Source organism: Deltaproteobacteria bacterium, assembly GCA_015233135.1.
GTDB lineage: Bacteria > UBA10199 > UBA10199 > JADFYH01 > JADFYH01 > JADFYH01.
In genome coordinates this window covers 37108-52632 of the sequence record JADFYH010000001.1, presented here as the reverse complement: position 1 = coordinate 52632, position 15525 = coordinate 37108, and the positions used below count along the sequence as shown (strand labels likewise).

Sequence of the window (15525 nt, the reverse complement as noted above, 5' to 3'; positions counted from 1 at the left end):
CTCAATAAAAAACTACGAGTTGTGAGAAAAAAACTCTCGAAAACGAGAAACAGGAGAATGTCGTTCATCAAAATAACCGGTGGCATACCCCAAAATAGACGTTGCAGCCAAGGCAACACCAATCCCTAAACCAATTTTTCCAGCCGAATAACTGTGTAGCTGGATCCAGTTAGAAACTCCCCAAGGCAAGGGCCTGCCGCGTTCCATCAAATCTAAAATAAATAGGACGATGGGCAAAGCGGTCGGAATCGCCATCAGCTTCCCCGTTGAACTGCTTTCGGGGGCCCCTCCGAAAAATGCATTCCAATTTAAGGCCAATTCGTACAGACCATAAGCGGCAAGTCCCGCAAGCAGAAATTGGGAAGGCCCGCGACGGATATAGGCCAGACTTGAACTTGACTGGATGGAAAAATATTCTTTTATAGGTCCGAGTCTGGGCATTCTCCAGGGGGCAGGCCAGATCTTTCTAAAATTGGAATCTGCAAAACCACCCACAAACAACGCAAAAGGCCAGGTGATTCCCCAATAGGCATGATCTTCGGCCAGGCTAGAACGGGCCAATCCCATTTGAATATTGCCACGCACGCGTTCTGCCCGATTGCTCGATTGAGGATTTTGGTGTTCGAGAATCCTAAGCTGTTCCCTCAAGACAGATCCCTCATGCATACTCCCTATATTCATGTTCAGGTAATTACTCATATACATCTGCCACATGAAAAGCGGATGGATGGCCCGTGAACCCAACATAAAAATTCCCACAAAAAGAGTGGTTCGAACGAGAAGTCGATGTGTAATCATGTTTGCGTTTAGAGCATTCCATATACCGGATAATCCCGAAACAAGCCCACTAAAGGCCAAATTTTCTTGTGGACCAAAGCTTTGTTCTCCGCTCAGGAAACGATAATTCACCGCGCCGGAGGGAGACCAAAAATAAGCCTCTCTTCTGAAGAACCCCAAATCTCTTTCGTAGGGATTTAAGTCTCGTATCTGACTGAAGCTATTGAGCCTCGCCCATCGCTCAGAAGAAGCGGGGCTAAAGCCTTGGTGAGCAATTTTTAAAGTTTCATGATGATTGAAAAGATTTCTAGGATCCGTAAAAACATTGAGTAATCTCAGGCCCTGCTCGGCACTGAGAGACCACCCCCCTCCCTGACTTCCCTGAAAAAAATAGGAATCCCTCTCGTCAAAAATCTGATTTCCGTCGTTGTCTACCACTCGAAGTTGTGTGTTTGTCTCCGGAAGGCCACCTGCCACCTGTATAGGCGCCTGGCCGCTCAAAGACCTTTGCCTACTGAACAAATAAACTTGCGTCATAAGTATCTTTCGCTATAGCCCGGCCTTATTGCATTCAGATTCCATCTATTATGTCCACCAATTTCAGAATCCGAAAGATCAAGATGACTGAAAAAAATTCAAAAATCATCTCCCTTATCTCCCTTGGTTGCCCCAAGAATTTGGTGGATGCCGAAATGATGCTGGGCTTTCTGAAGCAAGAGGGCTTTTCCTTTTCGGCCAATCCCCAAGAAGCCGATGTGGTGATTGTGAATACCTGCGGTTTTGTGGAAGATTCCAAAACCGAATCGATTAATAAAATTTTAGAGATGGCCGAGCTTAAGAAAACGGCGCGCTGCAAGGTGCTTGTGGCGACAGGTTGTCTGACTCAGCGTTATGCAAGGCAGTTGGAGGCAGAGCTGCCGGAAATAGACGCCTTTGTGGGTTTGGGGGAGTTTGATCGGATTGGGAGGATACTGAGGGAGGGGGAGGGTCATCAGGGAGAGGGGGATCGCCTGTTCATCAACCAACACCCCGAATCCAAAACCCCTTCCGATCTCAGCTCCTTCACCACCCGCCGCCAAATCTTGCCTGATCCGGATTTGCCACGGGTGCTTTCTACGCCGGGGCACTTTAGTTATGTGAAAATTTCCGAAGGTTGTTCTCACCGCTGTTCTTTTTGCATTATTCCCCACATTCGCGGGGATTTGAAAAGCAGGCGCATTGCCTCCATCGTTCGCGAAGTACAGCAGGGGCTTGGTAAAGGGGTGAGGGAATTTAATCTCATTGCCCAGGACTTAAACGAATATGGAAAAGATCTTCGGGACGGAACAAATCTCACTGGGCTGTTGAAAGAGCTTGATCAGATCAAAGGCGATTTCTGGATTCGACCGCTTTACATGTACCCGTTGGAGTTTACGGACGGCTTGGTTGCTGTCCTACGCAATTCGGGGCATCTGGTGAAATATGTCGACATGCCTTTGCAGCATATCAATGCCCGCGTCATGCGTTCCATGAAGCGAGGTTCTCCTGCCCGATATGTACGTCAAATTTTAGGAAAATTAAAAAAGGCTATACCGGAGATTGCCATCCGTACCACATTTATCGTGGGTTATCCCGGGGAGACCAAGGCGGAATTTGACGAGCTGTATCAGTTTGTGAAAGAGTACGAATTTCATCATGTGGGTGTTTTTAGATATTCTCCAGAAGAAGATACTCTGGCCGCAGCCTTGCCGGGTCAAATCGCCCCAGAAGAAAAAGATGAACGATTTCACCGCTTGATGAGTTTGCAGCAAGGGATCTCGCTCAAAAAAAATAAAAGACTGGTTGGTAAAGCCTTGCCTGCCCTGCTGGAGTGCATCAGCGAAGAAAAACCAGGCTACCTCGAGGCCCGTCTTGGTATTCAAGCCCCTGAAATTGATGGCATCACCTACGTGAAAGCTTCTCAAGGAATGAGAGTGGGGGACTTTTGCGAGGTGAAAATTGTAGAAGCGGCGGAATACGATTTGGTGGGGGAGTAACCGTAGAGGCGCCCTAAAAAAAATACTTTTCTGCTTTTCACATTTCATATCTATGGCATAATTACCCCTGTGTCCTTTTTTAACTTTTACAGTGGGGGGGGGTGGCCATGTTTTACTTCAAAAGATACATTCTTGCTCTGATCTTGTCGTTTAGCCTTGCAGCCTGTGGAGGTTCCGGTTCCAATTCGACTACGGATACAGCAGCTCCAGGAGGAGGCAATACCAATACAGGGGGAAATACGGGAGGAAATACTGGGGGAAATACTGGGGGAAATACCGGAGGGAGTGCTGCTAGCTGTACCAGTGTGAGTAGCCTTTGTACAAGTTCGGGAGACACTTCTGTTATTGCGGGTGCAACCACCGATACCACCCATTTTTCTGGTCGTACGGTTACCTTTTATGCTCCTTCCAATCGTGGCACTAGCCCGGCGCTTTTGATTTTAATGCATGGCACGGGTTCTACCGGAGCGAATGTCATTTGTGAATCTTCTGCAGATTTATTGGCGCAGGCTCAAGGCATAGTGTTGGCAGCGCCCAATGCACGAGATTCTATTGGGATGGCCAATTTTGATCACTACGATGGCGATGGACCTGGTTGGGATCTGACGGATAATACTTCTACCAATGCCGATTTGCAGCTGGTGGACTCTATCATCACTTATGCCCGCTCTACTTACAATATCGATGCAAATCGTATCCATGTGTTGGGCCATTCGAATGGAGCCTTTTTTGCGGAGCTCGTGGCCTTTACCAATTCCAATGTTGCTTCTTTTGCGGAGAATTCGGGCGGAAACATTCCCTGTGCCAACCGTGGATCTTGCACCTTTACCGGTTCGGGGACCAGTTGCTCTGCTCTGTCTACTTCCACTCCGGGTGGATCCATGACCTGGGCTCAGTGCAATGCGGCTTGTACTTCTGCCGATCAACCCGCCACGCCTCCCAGCTCTCGCAAGCCTGCGGCCTACATCGCCCATGGGGCCCAAGATGACATTGTTTCTCCTTACTATTCCTGCAGTTTGTCTACGGCGTTAACGGCAGCGGGATATACGGTTTCAGAAAACATTCGAAGTGGTAGTGGTGGCAGTCCTGAGGGGCATTCCCTTCCCTCTGCTTTTGCTTGTGATACCTGGAGTTTTCTCAATGCCCATCAAAAAGGGCAATGATCATCTCCCGATTTTTTTCAGCCCATGCAGACCACATTCCTTGTTTGCATTTGGATCCAGCGCATTAAACCAGCGCCAACGCCCTGCACGGCGGGCTTCGTTGGGTCCGATGGGGGTGGTGCATAAAATGCAGCCTAACGATTCGTAATACCAGCCTTCGTGATTCCAGTTGAGTAATGGATGAACGGGCACTTGATGTTGCGTGGCATAGTTGCGGAGTTGCTTCTCCGTCCAATCTACCAAAGGGGCCACTTTCAGAAGGGGAGGCTTGTTTTCTCCACGCGATTGAATTTCAAATTTTGCGGTGCTCGCTCGGGCTCTGGATTGATCGGCTCTTAAACCGGTAATCCATACGTCCAAGGTCTCTAGCATTTTTTCGTTGGGTTCCACTTTGCGGATGTTACAGCAGAGTTCCTGTTTTTCTTTACTGTCAAAAAAGAGATACTCCCCATGCTCACGAATCATTTCTGATAGTTTTGTGGGATCGGGGTGGACTTTTTCGATTTGAATCCCGTATTTTTTTTCGACCTCGGAAAAAAGTTCGTAGGTCTCCGGAAAAAGCCGGAGGGTATCGAGGGTGAAGATGCGAGGTTTGAGCCCAGTCTGGCAGGCCATGTCAATCAGGACCGATCCGGTGAGCTGTCCGCTGGTTCCGATGGCGGCTCGATTTCCAAAGCGGCTGAAGATCTCCTTCAGTAGATCTTTGGGATCGGAGATTTTTTCGAGGGTGGTGAGGAGTTGTGGAGTGATGTCCATTTTTTTTCAATCGATTAAATAATCCCCTTCTCCTGCAGCAAAGCCAGCACTTTTTTGGTACTTTCTTCCAGAGTTTCCTTGCCGGTGTATAAAATCAATTCAGGTTTTTCGGGGGCTTCGTAAGGGGCAGAGACTCCAGTAAATTCTTTAATCTCTCCGGCTCTAGCCTTTTTATACAGGCCTTTGGGGTCGCGGTCTTCACATTCTTCCACACTGGCTGCGCAATAAATTTCAAAAAATTGTCCGGCAGGCACCAGTTTTCGGGCCAGGTCTCGGTCGGCCTGATAAGGGGAAATGAAGGCGGTAAGGGTAATGACATTGGCCTCGGAAAAAAGCTTGGCCACTTCGCCAATTCGACGGATGTTTTCCTTGCGGTCTTCGGGAGAAAATCCCAAATTTGAGTTTAATCCCTGACGAATATTGTCTCCATCCAGCACATAGGCATTTTTACTGTTTTCGACCAGGGCCAGCTCCACTTCGCGAGCGACAGTGGATTTTCCAGAGGCGGAAAGGCCCGTCAACCAAAGGACAGCGCCTTTCTGTCCAAGTTTTTCAATTCGTTGACCACTGCTGAGTTTGCCTGGGTGCCAGGTGAGATTTTTTGCTTTGGGTTCTGAAAACGAAGACATCGAAAACTCCTTAATGTTAAAGATGAGCGAATAAGTATAGCGCCTATAACAGTTTTTTAAGAATGATCAAGGGTGCTTAAAAAAATGGGTGCAAAATTATCGATTTTATGGCGATAAATGGGCCATGCAGCGCCAAGAACCTCTCAATCTGATTAAAAACAGGTTTCTCGAGGCGGGTTACAACCTGTCGGATCGAGAGATTGTGTTGCGTTTTTTGTCCCAGGTGCAGAAGAAGTCCGGTCCCAGCGAGGGAGATTTGGTGCAACAAATAAAATCCAAAGTAGATGTCATCCAGAATTTTTCTCAGCGTCTCTCCAAGGCCTTGTCTCACAGGGCTTAAGAACTCATCTTTACCATCCATAAATCCTTAAAACTCAAAAGTGCCCTCTTGACAAGTGCTTCGCGCATCGAATACACGTGAAAGACTTGAGCGTCTTATCCAGAGCAGGTGAGGGAAATGGCCCGATGATCCTGCAGCAACCCGGAATTTGAAAATTCGACGGGTGCTAATTCCATCCCGAAGAATCGGGGTAGATAAGGAGAGAGCGGTATAAAACCTCTTCTTGAATGATTCTGGAACAGATCACCCAAGAAGGGGTTTTTTTTCGTGAAAATGGGGGAATGAATTAATTTTCCCTTCTCTTGAAGCTAAGAAGGGGGTTAGGAGGGTTTATGGTCACTTTGAATCCAATTGCCATAACGCCCCCTGACCCCCTCTTAGCCTAAGAGGGGGAGTATGAACTGAAGGTGTTTAATAATGTCCTACGTCAAAGGCCTAAAATGTCGCGAATGCGGCCAGCTTTATCCCGTCACTCCCACGCATGTGTGTGAATACTGTTTTGGTCCGCTCGAAGTGGACTACAACTACGAGGAAATCAAAAAAGATATCTCTCGCAAAAAAATTGAAAGTCGCGCCAAAAACATGTGGCGTTATCGCGAGCTGCTTCCGATTGATGGCGAGCCCACGGTGGGTCGTGATGTCGGTTTTACACCTCTCGTAAAAGCCGATCGCCTGGCTAAGATATTGGGTGTGAAAGAACTTTATATAAAAAATGACGCGGTTTCTTATCCTACGCTTTCTTTCAAAGATCGCGTCGTTTCGGTGGCTTTGTCCAAGGCCAAGGAATTTGGATTTGAAACCGTTGCCTGCGCTTCCACGGGGAATCTCGCCAATTCGGTCGCCGCCAATGCCGCCGGGGCAGGGCTTAAAAGCTACGTGTTTATTCCCCACGATCTGGAAGCTGGCAAGATTTTGGGAACCCTGGTGTTTGGCGGAAATGTGGTCGGTATCCGCGGCACCTACGATGAAGTGAATCGTCTGTGCAGCGAGATTGCCGCGAAATACAAATGGGCCTTTGTGAATATTAATATCCGTCCTTTTTATGCCGAAGGTTCCAAGAGTTTGTTTTACGAAACCATGGAACAATTGGGTTGGAAGGCCCCCCAAAATGTGGTGGTGCCGATGGCCTCGGGTTCTCTGCTCACCAAAATCCACAAGGCCATGAAAGAGTTTCATAAGATGGGCTTGATTGAAGCGCCAAACTGTAAGGTGTTTGGGGGGCAGGCCACGGGTTGTTCACCCATTTCGACCGCACTCAAAAATGATTGGGAATTGTTCAAACCCGTGAAACCCAACACCATTGCGAAGTCTCTGGCCATTGGTAACCCTGCCGATGGGTTTTACGCCATGGGTTCAATGAAAGAAACGGGGGGCTGGGCCGAAGATGTGAGTGATCCCGAAATTGTGGAAGCCATCAAACTGCTAGCAGAAACCACTGGGATTTTTACTGAGACTGCGGGCGGTGTTACCCTGGGGGCCGCCAAGAAATTGATTGAGCAAGGCAAAATTCCCAAAGACGAATCGGTAGTGGTGTGTGTGACTGGAAATGGTTTGAAGACCCAGGAAGCGGTGGCCGATTTTGTAGGTGCCCCTACCGTGATTAATGCCAAGCTGGCCGATTTTGATGCAGTGGTGGGACAGATGAAGAAATAAACGGAGTTGACCCTTCGAGAGCCTCAGGGTGTCCCACGTGGGGACATGGTGAGCCTGTCGAACCATCAAATATTTATGTCCAACAATATTAAGAAAAAAATCTATCTTACTTTCCCGAAAGCAAAAACCACTGAGGCCGTCATCTGCGACATGTACGATAAATATAAAGTTCGCTTCAATGTTCGCACGGCATCCGTCACGCAAGAAATTGGTTTGATTGGTCTGGAATTAGAAGGGACAGCTGAAAGAATTGAAGAAGCGATTAAATATTTTGAATCGCGTGGAGTAGGTGTTGAGCCTGTAGATATGGATGTGATGGCGGGATAGTGCTTCATTGCATAAAGAGAATTTCTGCAACGAAGTTTAAAATATTATGAACAAAGTTGGTATGTTAGACTTAATCGGCAACACCCCCCTCTACCGTGTACGATTCTTTGAAAAAGAACTTCCCAAAGTGGAAATTTACGCGAAGCTGGAGTTTTATAATCCCGGAGGTTCCATCAAAGACAGGCCTGCGGCGCGTATGGTGATGGAAGGAATAAAATCTGGCCAACTCAGACCAGGGAAAATCATTATGGATCCCACCAGTGGAAACACCGGGATTGCCTTGGCGATGATTGGTGCAGCCTTGGGTTATCCGGTGGAGTTGGTGGTTCCTGGAAATGTAAGCCCGCGGCGAAAAGCCGTGGCCCTCAGTTACGGGGCCAAGCTGACTTTTTCGTCAGAGATGGAAGGCTCGGATGGGGCCATTCGCCTGGCGCAGAAATTAAAAAAAGAAAATCCGGATAAATATTTTTGTCCCGATCAATACAACAACCCCTTTAATCCTCAGGCGCATTACGATACGACAGGGCTAGAAATCTGGAATCAAACGCAAGGTCGTGTCACTCATTTTGTGGCAGGGATAGGAACCAGTGGCACCTTGATGGGAACGGGTCGTCGGCTCAAGGCCTACAATCCAAAGATTCAAGTGATTGCGGTAGAACCCGAAGATGCACTCCATGGCTTGGAAGGTTTGAAGCATATGCCTACTTCGATTGTGCCGGGAATATACAAAGAAGCAGAGCACGACCAAAAACTGTCCATCGCCACTGAACCTGCTTGGGACTTATGCGAAGCGCTGGCGAAAAAAGAAGGGATGCTGGTGGGACACTCGGCAGGAGCCAATTTGCTGGGGGCCTATCAGATTGCAAAACAAATAAAAGAAGGAGTGATTGTGACGATTTTTTGTGATTCAGGGGAGAGGTATTTGTAATGACCTTTCCTCCCCTTAAGCTAAGGGGAGGTAGGAGGGGTTATGGTTCAATCGCATTCAATTGGTCATAACGCCCCCTAACCCCCTCTTAGCTTAAGAGGGGGAAGTAAAGAAGCTATCTATATCTATGCCCTTTATTTCCGAATACGTTTTAAAACAAATCTGTCTTCAAACCGAAAAGGCCTATCCCAGTGAGGCCTGCGGGATTCTCATTGGCCCTAAAGAACATCACAATGCCATTGGGCTTTTTCCCATTAAAAATATTCAGGATGAACTGCATGCCCAGGATCCTGAAAAGTATTCGCGCACCAGCAAAAATGCTTACTACATGGATCCTAAGGATGTGAGCATTGTCGAAAGAGAAGCTGCGGACAAAGACTTTGAGTTTAAAGTCATCTACCATTCGCACCCTGATCATGAGGTATATTTTTCTGAAGAAGACAAATTGATGGCAGGTCCTTGGGGCGAACCTAATAATCCCAATTTACATTGGGTGGTAGTTTCCGTCCGCGAAGGCAAGGCGGTCGCGGCTAGCTTGTTTAGTTGGGAGGATGAGAAGAAGGATTATAGCGAGAAAAAATTTCGTTTACGCACTCTTTAAGAAGGAGAAAACCATGTCAGTCAAAGTACGCATCCCCACTCCCCTACAAAAGCTCACCCAAAACCAGGGTGAAGTTCAAATACAGGCAGGCACCGTCAAAGAAGCCCTCCAAAACCTGGAGAAAGCCTATCCCGGAATTTATAATCGTCTCTGCGACGAAAAAGGAAGTCTCCGTCGCTTCGTCAATTTTTATGTGAATGAAGAAGACATCCGCTTTCTGCAAAGTGATGCTACTCCTCTTAAAGCGGGCGATGAGTTGTCAATTGTGCCTGCCATTGCGGGTGGAAAGTGAATTGGCAGTCTTTTTCTGAAGTAAAAGAGTTTCTCAAAAAGCAGATTCTCAATTTCTTTAAAGAGAAAGATGCCGATATTTTTTTGTTTGGTTCACGGGCTCATGCCGACTCGGTAAAAAAATTCTCCGATTATGATATTGGATTTTTTACTGAGGAAATTTTGTCCAATTTGGAAATTTCAAATTTGCGTGAACAATTAGAGGCCTTTCCCATCGCCCAAAAAATTGATTTGGTCGATTTTTCAAAAGTGGATGAGAATTTTAAAGCCTATGCTCTTAAGGAAGTACAGATATGGAAGAAAAAGAAGAACAATTCGCTCTTCGATTAAGTCAGTTGAAGCAAGCTTTATGCACTTTAGAGGAAGCCTTAGCTCAACCTTACTCTTCTTTTGTTCGTGATTCAGTGATCAAACGTTTTGAGTATTGTTTAGAATTGACTTGGAAGATTTTAAAGCGTGCCTTGGAGTTGGAAGCAGTCTTGTCTCCTAGCCCTAAACAAGTGTTTAGAGATTCCGTTCAAGTGGGTTGGATTGATGAAACCGAATTAGAGCAATGGTTTGAGTATCTTTCTTATCGAAATAATACAGCGCACACCTATAATGTGATGGTGGCGGATGAGGTGTATGAGACGGCGAAAAAATTTGTCCATTCATTAAGTATTCTGATTCAAAAAATAGAACCCTAACCCATGCTCAACATCGGCCTCCTCAAACTTGATCTCTTTGCCCAAGGCATACAACCTTTGCCCGGTTGGGATGACGATATTATTCTCATCCTTCCTGAAAATACCTGGGTGACGGTTTCACAAAAAGAAAAATCTTCTTATCAGGTTGTCGAAACAAATAATGAGTTTGAGCTGAAATTTCGAGATCAATCCCTCAAAGTCAAATTATTGATGCGTCCTCCCGTCTTTGATGAGCGCGTCCAGTCGGGGCATCTCATCCATGACATCCTTCACTCCCACGGGGCCTTTCTGGTAGCGGCTCCGCGGGGGCCTTGCCGTTTTGCAAAATCCGGTTTTGATTGTAAATATTGCGGCAGCAAGGCGGTTCCGGAAGGAACGCCTTACACGGATGAGGATTTCCTGGAAGCTCTGGAAAAGGTGATGGAGCATGCCACTGCCGAGATGATTCATATTTCTTCCGGTTTTTCCACTTCCGAAGATGGGGGAATGAAGACGCTGGAACCCCTTATTAAAAAAATTCGTGAACGCTTCAATTTGCTGATTTCAGCAGACGTTATGCCGCCGGCTAAAAATTCCTGGATAGACCGTACTTATGCGGCGGGTACCGATATGGTGTATTACGACCTGGACGTGTTTGATCCCGAACTCTTTGCCAAAACCTACCCCGAAAAAGAAAAAAGAATTCGTCAAAAAAGATACCTTGAGGCCCTGGAATATGCGGTGAAGGTGTTTCCCGGTGGTGCAGTGACCTCGCATTTGGTAATCGGCCTGGAACCCTATGCCTCTACCCAAAAAGGCATAGACGTGCTTACCGATTTGGGTGTGCTCCCCTTACTTACTTATTTTCCCCCTCAAGAGAACAGCGAACTTGCTGCGCGTTGGAATTTGGAGCTCAAAGAAATTGTTTCTCTCTATGCCTACCTCTACGAAAAAGTAAGTGCCAAAAAACTCTCTACCAACTGGATCCGTCAAATTGATGTGGTACTTACCCCTCTGGAAGGTCGCCATTTTGTGGGCGGAAAGTCCCGCCTGCAAGTTGCCATGAAGAATTTTTACCATACCGCCTTGGGACGAACGGCTGCTTTGGGGATTTCGAATTTGAGGAGGAAGTTGAAGGGATAGGAAGGTATACACTGGAAATCCTCCAAGCGCTTGACTCCTCCTCGTAAAAAATGCTTTAGACTCTTCGCGTCAATTTTCAAACCTCGATTTATGGAGTTTTTATGCCAGCGATAGCCCCACACGGTGGAAAATTAATTTCTCGTATCCTGACTGGAAGCGAAAGAGAAAAAGCCCTCACTCAAGTTTCTGCACTTCCCAAAATCGTCCTCAATTCCCGCGAAAGGAGTGATCTGGATATGATTGCCTGTGGGGCGCTTTCTCCTCTGGAAGGCTTCATGGGCCAAAAGGAATATGAGAATGTCGTGGAAAAGATGCGGCTCTTGAATGGTTTGGCGTGGACCATTCCTATTACCCTGGCGGTGAAAAAAGAAGATTCGGCAAAATATGAGATTGGGAAGGATATTGCGTTGTTTTCACCCTCACCCCAACCCTCTCCCCTCAAGGGAGAGGGGGCTTTTTCGGCAGAGGGAGAAATTCTTGCTATTCTTCATCTCCAAGAAAAATTTGAACCCAATAAAAAAAACGAGGCCTTAAAGGTTTATAAAACTGAAGAGGGCGCCCATCCGGGTGTTGCCGCGGTTTATGCTCAAGGCGAAGTGTATTTGGCGGGGAAAGTCTCTGTTCTCAACCGAGTTCAATACGATCATTTTTTACAATACCGTTTGGATCCCGCACAACTTCGCGCTTTATTTGCAGAAAAGAAATGGAAGCGCGTGGTGGGTTTTCAAACGCGTAATCCCATCCATCGCGCCCACGAATATCTCACCAAATGTGCCTTGGAGATTGTGGATGGACTCCTCATCCATCCTCTCGTGGGGGACACCAAGAGCGACGACATTCCGGCCGAGGTGCGGATGAAATGCTACGAAAAACTCATTGAAAATTATTATCCTGCCAACCGTACTCAACTTGCCGTTAATCCCGCAGCGATGCGCTATGCGGGGCCTCGCGAGGCAATCTTCCATGCCTTAATCCGTCAAAATTATGGCTGCTCGCATTTCATCGTCGGTCGCGATCATGCCGGTGTGGGAAATTACTACGGCACTTTTGACGCGCATTTCATTTTTGAGAATTTTAACAAAGAAGAATTGGCAATTACTCCCCTGTTTTTTGACCATACTTTCTACTGCAAGAAATGCGAAGGCATGGCCTCGACCAAGACTTGTCCTCATGACAAAGAAAATCATGTGGCGCTTTCGGGAACCAAGGTGCGAGAGCTACTCTCCAAAGGGGAATTGCCACCGCCTGAGTTTTCACGGCCTGAAGTGGCGAGGATTTTGATTGAGTCGATGAGGAAATAGGTGTTAGCTTTTGCGACACATGAAAAAAATATTTTTTCTCATCCTCTTTTTATTTCCTCTTTCTCTTTTTGCCCAAGCCCCCAGCTTTGAAGACCTTCTGCGTTCTCCCTACATTGTTTCTGCCCAAGTGGAGGCTGTGACGGCTCATGAAAAAAATCCTCAGGGAAATGTAGTCCAATTGAAAACCCTGCAATTTTTTCGTGGAAATATTGCAGGCGGAAAGATTCTTCTCTTTGAAGAAACGCTTTTTCCCCAATCGGTTTCGGTGTTTTCGCCCAACACGCCCATCCTGATTTTTTTGAAGGATCTCCCCAAATATTCGGCCTATCAAACCCTCATTCAAAAGGGCGTTGTTTATAGCCCTGCCTTTAAACAGGGATCTGTCTTGCTTCAGAGCGCTGATCAACAGGCTTATCAGGAGTTCCTCAAATCTTATTTGCCTTATCTCGATCAAGATTCATCCGAGGCAAAAAATAAGAAAAAAGAAATTTTACTTTCGACCTTGCTTCAAACTGCTTCCGCAAGGCTTCAGGAAGATCTGGCGCGTTTTTTTGAACGTTCGCCTGGCTTTGATTTGAACTCAGAAGAGATGGAAAAACTCTCCCTCCTGGTTTTAAAACAGGGTTTTTCAGAGGGGGCCAAGTTGAGCTTGGTCAAATATTTTACGGCCCATCCCTCGGCTACACAGTTTCAGATTTTAAAAAAGTTTGTCTGCGTGAGCCCGGATGCCGTGTGTCTGCAAAGCGCGGAGCGTTTGGAAGCTGCGCAACAAGGGCTCAGTTATACCGAATATTCAAAGTTGCTTTCACAGCTTAGCCCCAATTTACAAGCAGCTCTGCTCTCCATTTTAGCTCGGCATAGACGTCTGGATACCCTTCCTCTTTTTGAAACGCGCTTGAATAGCTGGTCGGACGACAAAGAGACCGCTTCGATTTTGGAGGCCTTGGGGGATTTGGGGGGAGCAAAGGCCGAAGAACTTTGTTTAAAATACAGCCAGGACAAACGCTATTATGTGCGGATGTATTCCTTCTCTTGCCTGGGGCAACTCAAGAGTGAAAAGGCCATTCCCCTGATGGAACGAGTGCTGAACCAGCATGATCCTGCCATGGTGAGTGTGATTGCCGGGGCCTTGGAAAATATTGGAACCCCTCTCGCCCGTGACACCCTAGCTAAATATTACGAAAAAGGCCATCACGGAGGATGGGAGCCTGCAGAGCCGAAACATTTTTTTCCGAGTGGAAAGTGACAAAAGCGAGTTGGGGCGTTACTGGTCTCTCAACTTCTGCATCGCTCGAAGGACTCGGGTATGAAATTGGGTGACTTTTTTTCGAGTTACTTTTCCTGAAGGAGGAAAGAGGGCTTTTCCAATCCGATGAGTGATGGGTGTGGGAAGGGGCAATAATCCCAATCCAAAAAAGAGAGGGATGGAAAATCGTGTCTTTTCCAAAATCTTGATCCGCATCCTCAAAAGAAAATTGGAATTCCAATAGACCCGATCAATTCCCCGGGCATAGCTGGGAATGACGGGCACCCCAAGCTCACAGGCAAGTTTGGCAAATCCGAAATGCCGCTCCCAGGGAATTCTTTTCATCCCGGGCTGGGTGACCAAAGATTCGTAAATTCCGCCTGGAGCAAGGGTTACCAGATGGCCTTCCTTCAAGAGCCTCCTGGCATTTTCGGGGCTTGCAGGAAGAGCGCCCCCCGCCATGAAAAGCTCTCGAAGACAAGGGATCTCAAAAATGAAATCCGCTCCCAGGCTGCGCTGGGCAATATGGGCGTCCCGATACAATCGCCGGGCCAGTAAAAAACCATGGTAGGGAATGATTCCATGATTCATGACGAGCAGGGCCGCTTTATTTTTAGAGATATTTTGAAGCCCCTTCACCTCATAACTGAAATAGCCGTCCAGCAAATCAAAGACCGGGGCCAAAAGTTGATAGAAAGAGGAAATACTTTTTTTTGTTATTTTTTTTGGATTCATATTCGTTGCCTTGAAATTGGCCTAAAAAAATAATCTGAGCAATATGATGCGGATCATAGATCCTGTTTGAGGTTATGTTAGTCACTCGCGCGACCGCAGTTACAGGGTCTCTCAGCTGCAACGCTGAAAAATAAAAAAGGGATGTCCATGTTGAGTCGTCATCGAAAACTCTTTCGGGTGCTGCTTGTTTCAGTTCTTATTTTTAGTCCGCTGTCGAAAAGCTGGGGGGCTAAGTCGGTGAATAAAAAGTCAGCTCCTCCTGCTCCGGCATCACAGGTCCCAGAATCAAAGCCCGCAGAATCACAGCCCTCAGGACCAAAACTCTCGGAATTACAGCTCTCAGAATTGGCTCTCACAGAGCTGAAGATTTCGGACCTCGACGAGGTAGTTAAGAGGACTCCCTCGATAGAGATGTATCCTTGTTCCGAGTGTCATTCTGCTCCTACAGACTTCAACACGGAAAAAAGGCAGCTGACGAAGGAGCATCTCAACATCACATCCATTCATCCGAAACAAAGGGTACGGGAAGATCCAAATTACTGGTGTCATAATTGCCATAACCCAGGGCAATACAATCAGCTCAGGCTTTACTCGGGTGAATTGGTTAGCTTCAACGAATCCTACAGAATATGCGGACAATGTCACGGCATTCAGCTGGATGACTGGAAGGCTCACATGCATGGTCACCGCACAGGGCTGTGGAATGGGGCAGGCAAGATTGATCTTTGTACCCAGTGTCATAACCCCCATGGTCCCTACAACGTTGAAGCGATGAAGCCTCTGCCTCCACCTCCGAAACCTGCCTGGATGCTCCATGATCAGAAACAAAAAGAAGGAGAAGTTCGATGAGTGCTCCGATGGATTCCGAACGATCAAAACTCCGTGCCTGGATGGGGCGTTTTTTTAAGAATTTCTCAAGCGCTGAGAAAAGTTCTGAAAACGCAAATCCGAAGAG

At 47.0% G+C, this 15525-nt stretch carries 18 protein-coding genes and 1 riboswitch; of the genes, 14 read left to right on the top strand and 4 right to left on the bottom strand.

Annotated features, from left to right (window positions below):
* Window positions 1-12: 12 nt before the first annotated feature.
* On the bottom strand, window positions 13-1314 hold the full coding sequence (locus HQM15_00255) for a hypothetical protein (protein ID MBF0491196.1): 1302 nt from the start codon (window positions 1312-1314) through the stop codon (window positions 13-15).
* A 50-nt stretch (window positions 1315-1364) separates the two neighbouring features.
* Between HQM15_00255 and rimO the strand changes: the two genes are divergently transcribed.
* Entirely contained in the window at window positions 1365-2792 is a 1428-nt protein-coding gene (gene rimO / locus HQM15_00250; protein ID MBF0491195.1) for a 30S ribosomal protein S12 methylthiotransferase RimO, read from the top strand.
* A gap of 107 nt (window positions 2793-2899) precedes the next feature.
* Entirely contained in the window at window positions 2900-3955 is a 1056-nt protein-coding gene (locus tag HQM15_00245) for a hypothetical protein (GenBank protein ID MBF0491194.1), read from the top strand.
* Here HQM15_00245 and HQM15_00240 read toward each other — a convergent pair whose 3' ends face one another.
* Window positions 3956-4711: a phosphoadenylyl-sulfate reductase gene (locus tag HQM15_00240; protein MBF0491193.1), complete on the bottom strand. Its 756-nt coding sequence runs from the start codon at window positions 4709-4711 to the stop codon at window positions 3956-3958. It lies immediately after the preceding gene.
* A 14-nt stretch (window positions 4712-4725) separates the two neighbouring features.
* Window positions 4726-5340 carry an adenylyl-sulfate kinase gene (gene cysC / locus HQM15_00235; protein MBF0491192.1) on the bottom strand — a complete coding sequence of 205 codons (615 nt, stop codon included), beginning with the start codon at window positions 5338-5340 and terminating at the stop codon, window positions 4726-4728.
* A gap of 88 nt (window positions 5341-5428) precedes the next feature.
* Between cysC and HQM15_00230 the strand changes: the two genes are divergently transcribed.
* From HQM15_00230 to HQM15_00180, 11 genes are all read left to right on the top strand, one after another.
* On the top strand, window positions 5429-5680 hold the full coding sequence (locus tag HQM15_00230; protein MBF0491191.1) for a hypothetical protein: 252 nt from the start codon (window positions 5429-5431) through the stop codon (window positions 5678-5680).
* A gap of 92 nt (window positions 5681-5772) precedes the next feature.
* Window positions 5773-5881: riboswitch (SAM riboswitch) on the top strand.
* 216 nt (window positions 5882-6097) lie between these two features.
* Window positions 6098-7333 carry a threonine synthase gene (locus HQM15_00225; GenBank protein MBF0491190.1) on the top strand — a complete coding sequence of 412 codons (1236 nt, stop codon included), beginning with the start codon at window positions 6098-6100 and terminating at the stop codon, window positions 7331-7333.
* 75 nt (window positions 7334-7408) lie between these two features.
* Window positions 7409-7660, top strand: a complete 252-nt coding sequence (locus HQM15_00220) for an NIL domain-containing protein (GenBank protein MBF0491189.1) — start codon at window positions 7409-7411, stop codon at window positions 7658-7660.
* Window positions 7661-7706: 46 nt separating this feature from the next.
* Window positions 7707-8588: a cysteine synthase family protein gene (locus tag HQM15_00215; protein MBF0491188.1), complete on the top strand. Its 882-nt coding sequence runs from the start codon at window positions 7707-7709 to the stop codon at window positions 8586-8588.
* 127 nt (window positions 8589-8715) lie between these two features.
* Window positions 8716-9189 (top strand): M67 family metallopeptidase, encoded by a 474-nt coding sequence (locus HQM15_00210; GenBank protein MBF0491187.1) that lies wholly within the window; start codon window positions 8716-8718, stop codon window positions 9187-9189.
* Between the two features lie 13 nt (window positions 9190-9202).
* The gene (locus HQM15_00205; GenBank protein ID MBF0491186.1) at window positions 9203-9481 is read left to right on the top strand and encodes a MoaD/ThiS family protein; all 279 of its coding nucleotides are present in this window, start codon (window positions 9203-9205) and stop codon (window positions 9479-9481) included.
* Entirely contained in the window at window positions 9478-9810 is a 333-nt protein-coding gene (locus HQM15_00200) for a nucleotidyltransferase domain-containing protein (GenBank protein MBF0491185.1), read from the top strand. The genes HQM15_00205 and HQM15_00200 overlap by 4 nt, the downstream gene beginning before the upstream one ends.
* Window positions 9774-10166 carry a nucleotidyltransferase substrate binding protein gene (locus tag HQM15_00195; GenBank protein MBF0491184.1) on the top strand — a complete coding sequence of 131 codons (393 nt, stop codon included), beginning with the start codon at window positions 9774-9776 and terminating at the stop codon, window positions 10164-10166. The genes HQM15_00200 and HQM15_00195 overlap by 37 nt, the downstream gene beginning before the upstream one ends.
* 3 nt (window positions 10167-10169) lie before the next feature.
* The gene (locus tag HQM15_00190) at window positions 10170-11288 is read left to right on the top strand and encodes a hypothetical protein (GenBank protein MBF0491183.1); all 1119 of its coding nucleotides are present in this window, start codon (window positions 10170-10172) and stop codon (window positions 11286-11288) included.
* A 101-nt stretch (window positions 11289-11389) separates the two neighbouring features.
* Window positions 11390-12589: a sulfate adenylyltransferase gene (gene sat, locus HQM15_00185; protein MBF0491182.1), complete on the top strand. Its 1200-nt coding sequence runs from the start codon at window positions 11390-11392 to the stop codon at window positions 12587-12589.
* A gap of 19 nt (window positions 12590-12608) precedes the next feature.
* A complete protein-coding gene (locus tag HQM15_00180) occupies window positions 12609-13835 on the top strand; it encodes a HEAT repeat domain-containing protein (GenBank protein MBF0491181.1) in 1227 nt (408 codons plus the stop codon).
* 18 nt (window positions 13836-13853) lie between these two features.
* On the opposite strand, the gene HQM15_00175 is transcribed toward HQM15_00180, so the two are convergent.
* The gene (locus HQM15_00175; GenBank protein MBF0491180.1) at window positions 13854-14570 is read right to left on the bottom strand and encodes an acyltransferase family protein; all 717 of its coding nucleotides are present in this window, start codon (window positions 14568-14570) and stop codon (window positions 13854-13856) included.
* Window positions 14571-14711: 141 nt separating this feature from the next.
* Here HQM15_00175 and HQM15_00170 point away from each other — a divergent pair, with 141 nt between their 5' ends.
* Entirely contained in the window at window positions 14712-15419 is a 708-nt protein-coding gene (locus tag HQM15_00170; protein MBF0491179.1) for a hypothetical protein, read from the top strand.
* The last annotated feature ends 106 nt before the right edge of the window (window positions 15420-15525 follow it).

Bases quoted from the DNA above. Each gene is read 5' to 3' on its own strand.
- HQM15_00255 (MBF0491196.1), bottom strand. From the start codon at position 1,314: ATGACGCAAGTTTATTTGTTCAGTAGGCAAAGGTCTTTGAGCGGCCAG.
- rimO (MBF0491195.1), top strand. From the start codon at position 1,365: ATGTCCACCAATTTCAGAATCCGAAAGATCAAGATGACTGAAAAAAAT.
- HQM15_00245 (MBF0491194.1), top strand. From the start codon at position 2,900: ATGTTTTACTTCAAAAGATACATTCTTGCTCTGATCTTGTCGTTTAGC.
- HQM15_00240 (MBF0491193.1), bottom strand. From the start codon at position 4,711: ATGGACATCACTCCACAACTCCTCACCACCCTCGAAAAAATCTCCGAT.
- cysC (MBF0491192.1), bottom strand. From the start codon at position 5,340: ATGTCTTCGTTTTCAGAACCCAAAGCAAAAAATCTCACCTGGCACCCA.
- HQM15_00225 (MBF0491190.1), top strand. From the start codon at position 6,098: ATGTCCTACGTCAAAGGCCTAAAATGTCGCGAATGCGGCCAGCTTTAT.
- HQM15_00220 (MBF0491189.1), top strand. From the start codon at position 7,409: ATGTCCAACAATATTAAGAAAAAAATCTATCTTACTTTCCCGAAAGCA.
- HQM15_00215 (MBF0491188.1), top strand. From the start codon at position 7,707: ATGAACAAAGTTGGTATGTTAGACTTAATCGGCAACACCCCCCTCTAC.
- HQM15_00210 (MBF0491187.1), top strand. From the start codon at position 8,716: ATGCCCTTTATTTCCGAATACGTTTTAAAACAAATCTGTCTTCAAACC.
- HQM15_00205 (MBF0491186.1), top strand. From the start codon at position 9,203: ATGTCAGTCAAAGTACGCATCCCCACTCCCCTACAAAAGCTCACCCAA.
- HQM15_00195 (MBF0491184.1), top strand. From the start codon at position 9,774: ATGGAAGAAAAAGAAGAACAATTCGCTCTTCGATTAAGTCAGTTGAAG.
- HQM15_00190 (MBF0491183.1), top strand. From the start codon at position 10,170: ATGCTCAACATCGGCCTCCTCAAACTTGATCTCTTTGCCCAAGGCATA.
- sat (MBF0491182.1), top strand. From the start codon at position 11,390: ATGCCAGCGATAGCCCCACACGGTGGAAAATTAATTTCTCGTATCCTG.
- HQM15_00180 (MBF0491181.1), top strand. From the start codon at position 12,609: ATGAAAAAAATATTTTTTCTCATCCTCTTTTTATTTCCTCTTTCTCTT.
- HQM15_00175 (MBF0491180.1), bottom strand. From the start codon at position 14,570: ATGAATCCAAAAAAAATAACAAAAAAAAGTATTTCCTCTTTCTATCAA.
- HQM15_00170 (MBF0491179.1), top strand. From the start codon at position 14,712: ATGTCCATGTTGAGTCGTCATCGAAAACTCTTTCGGGTGCTGCTTGTT.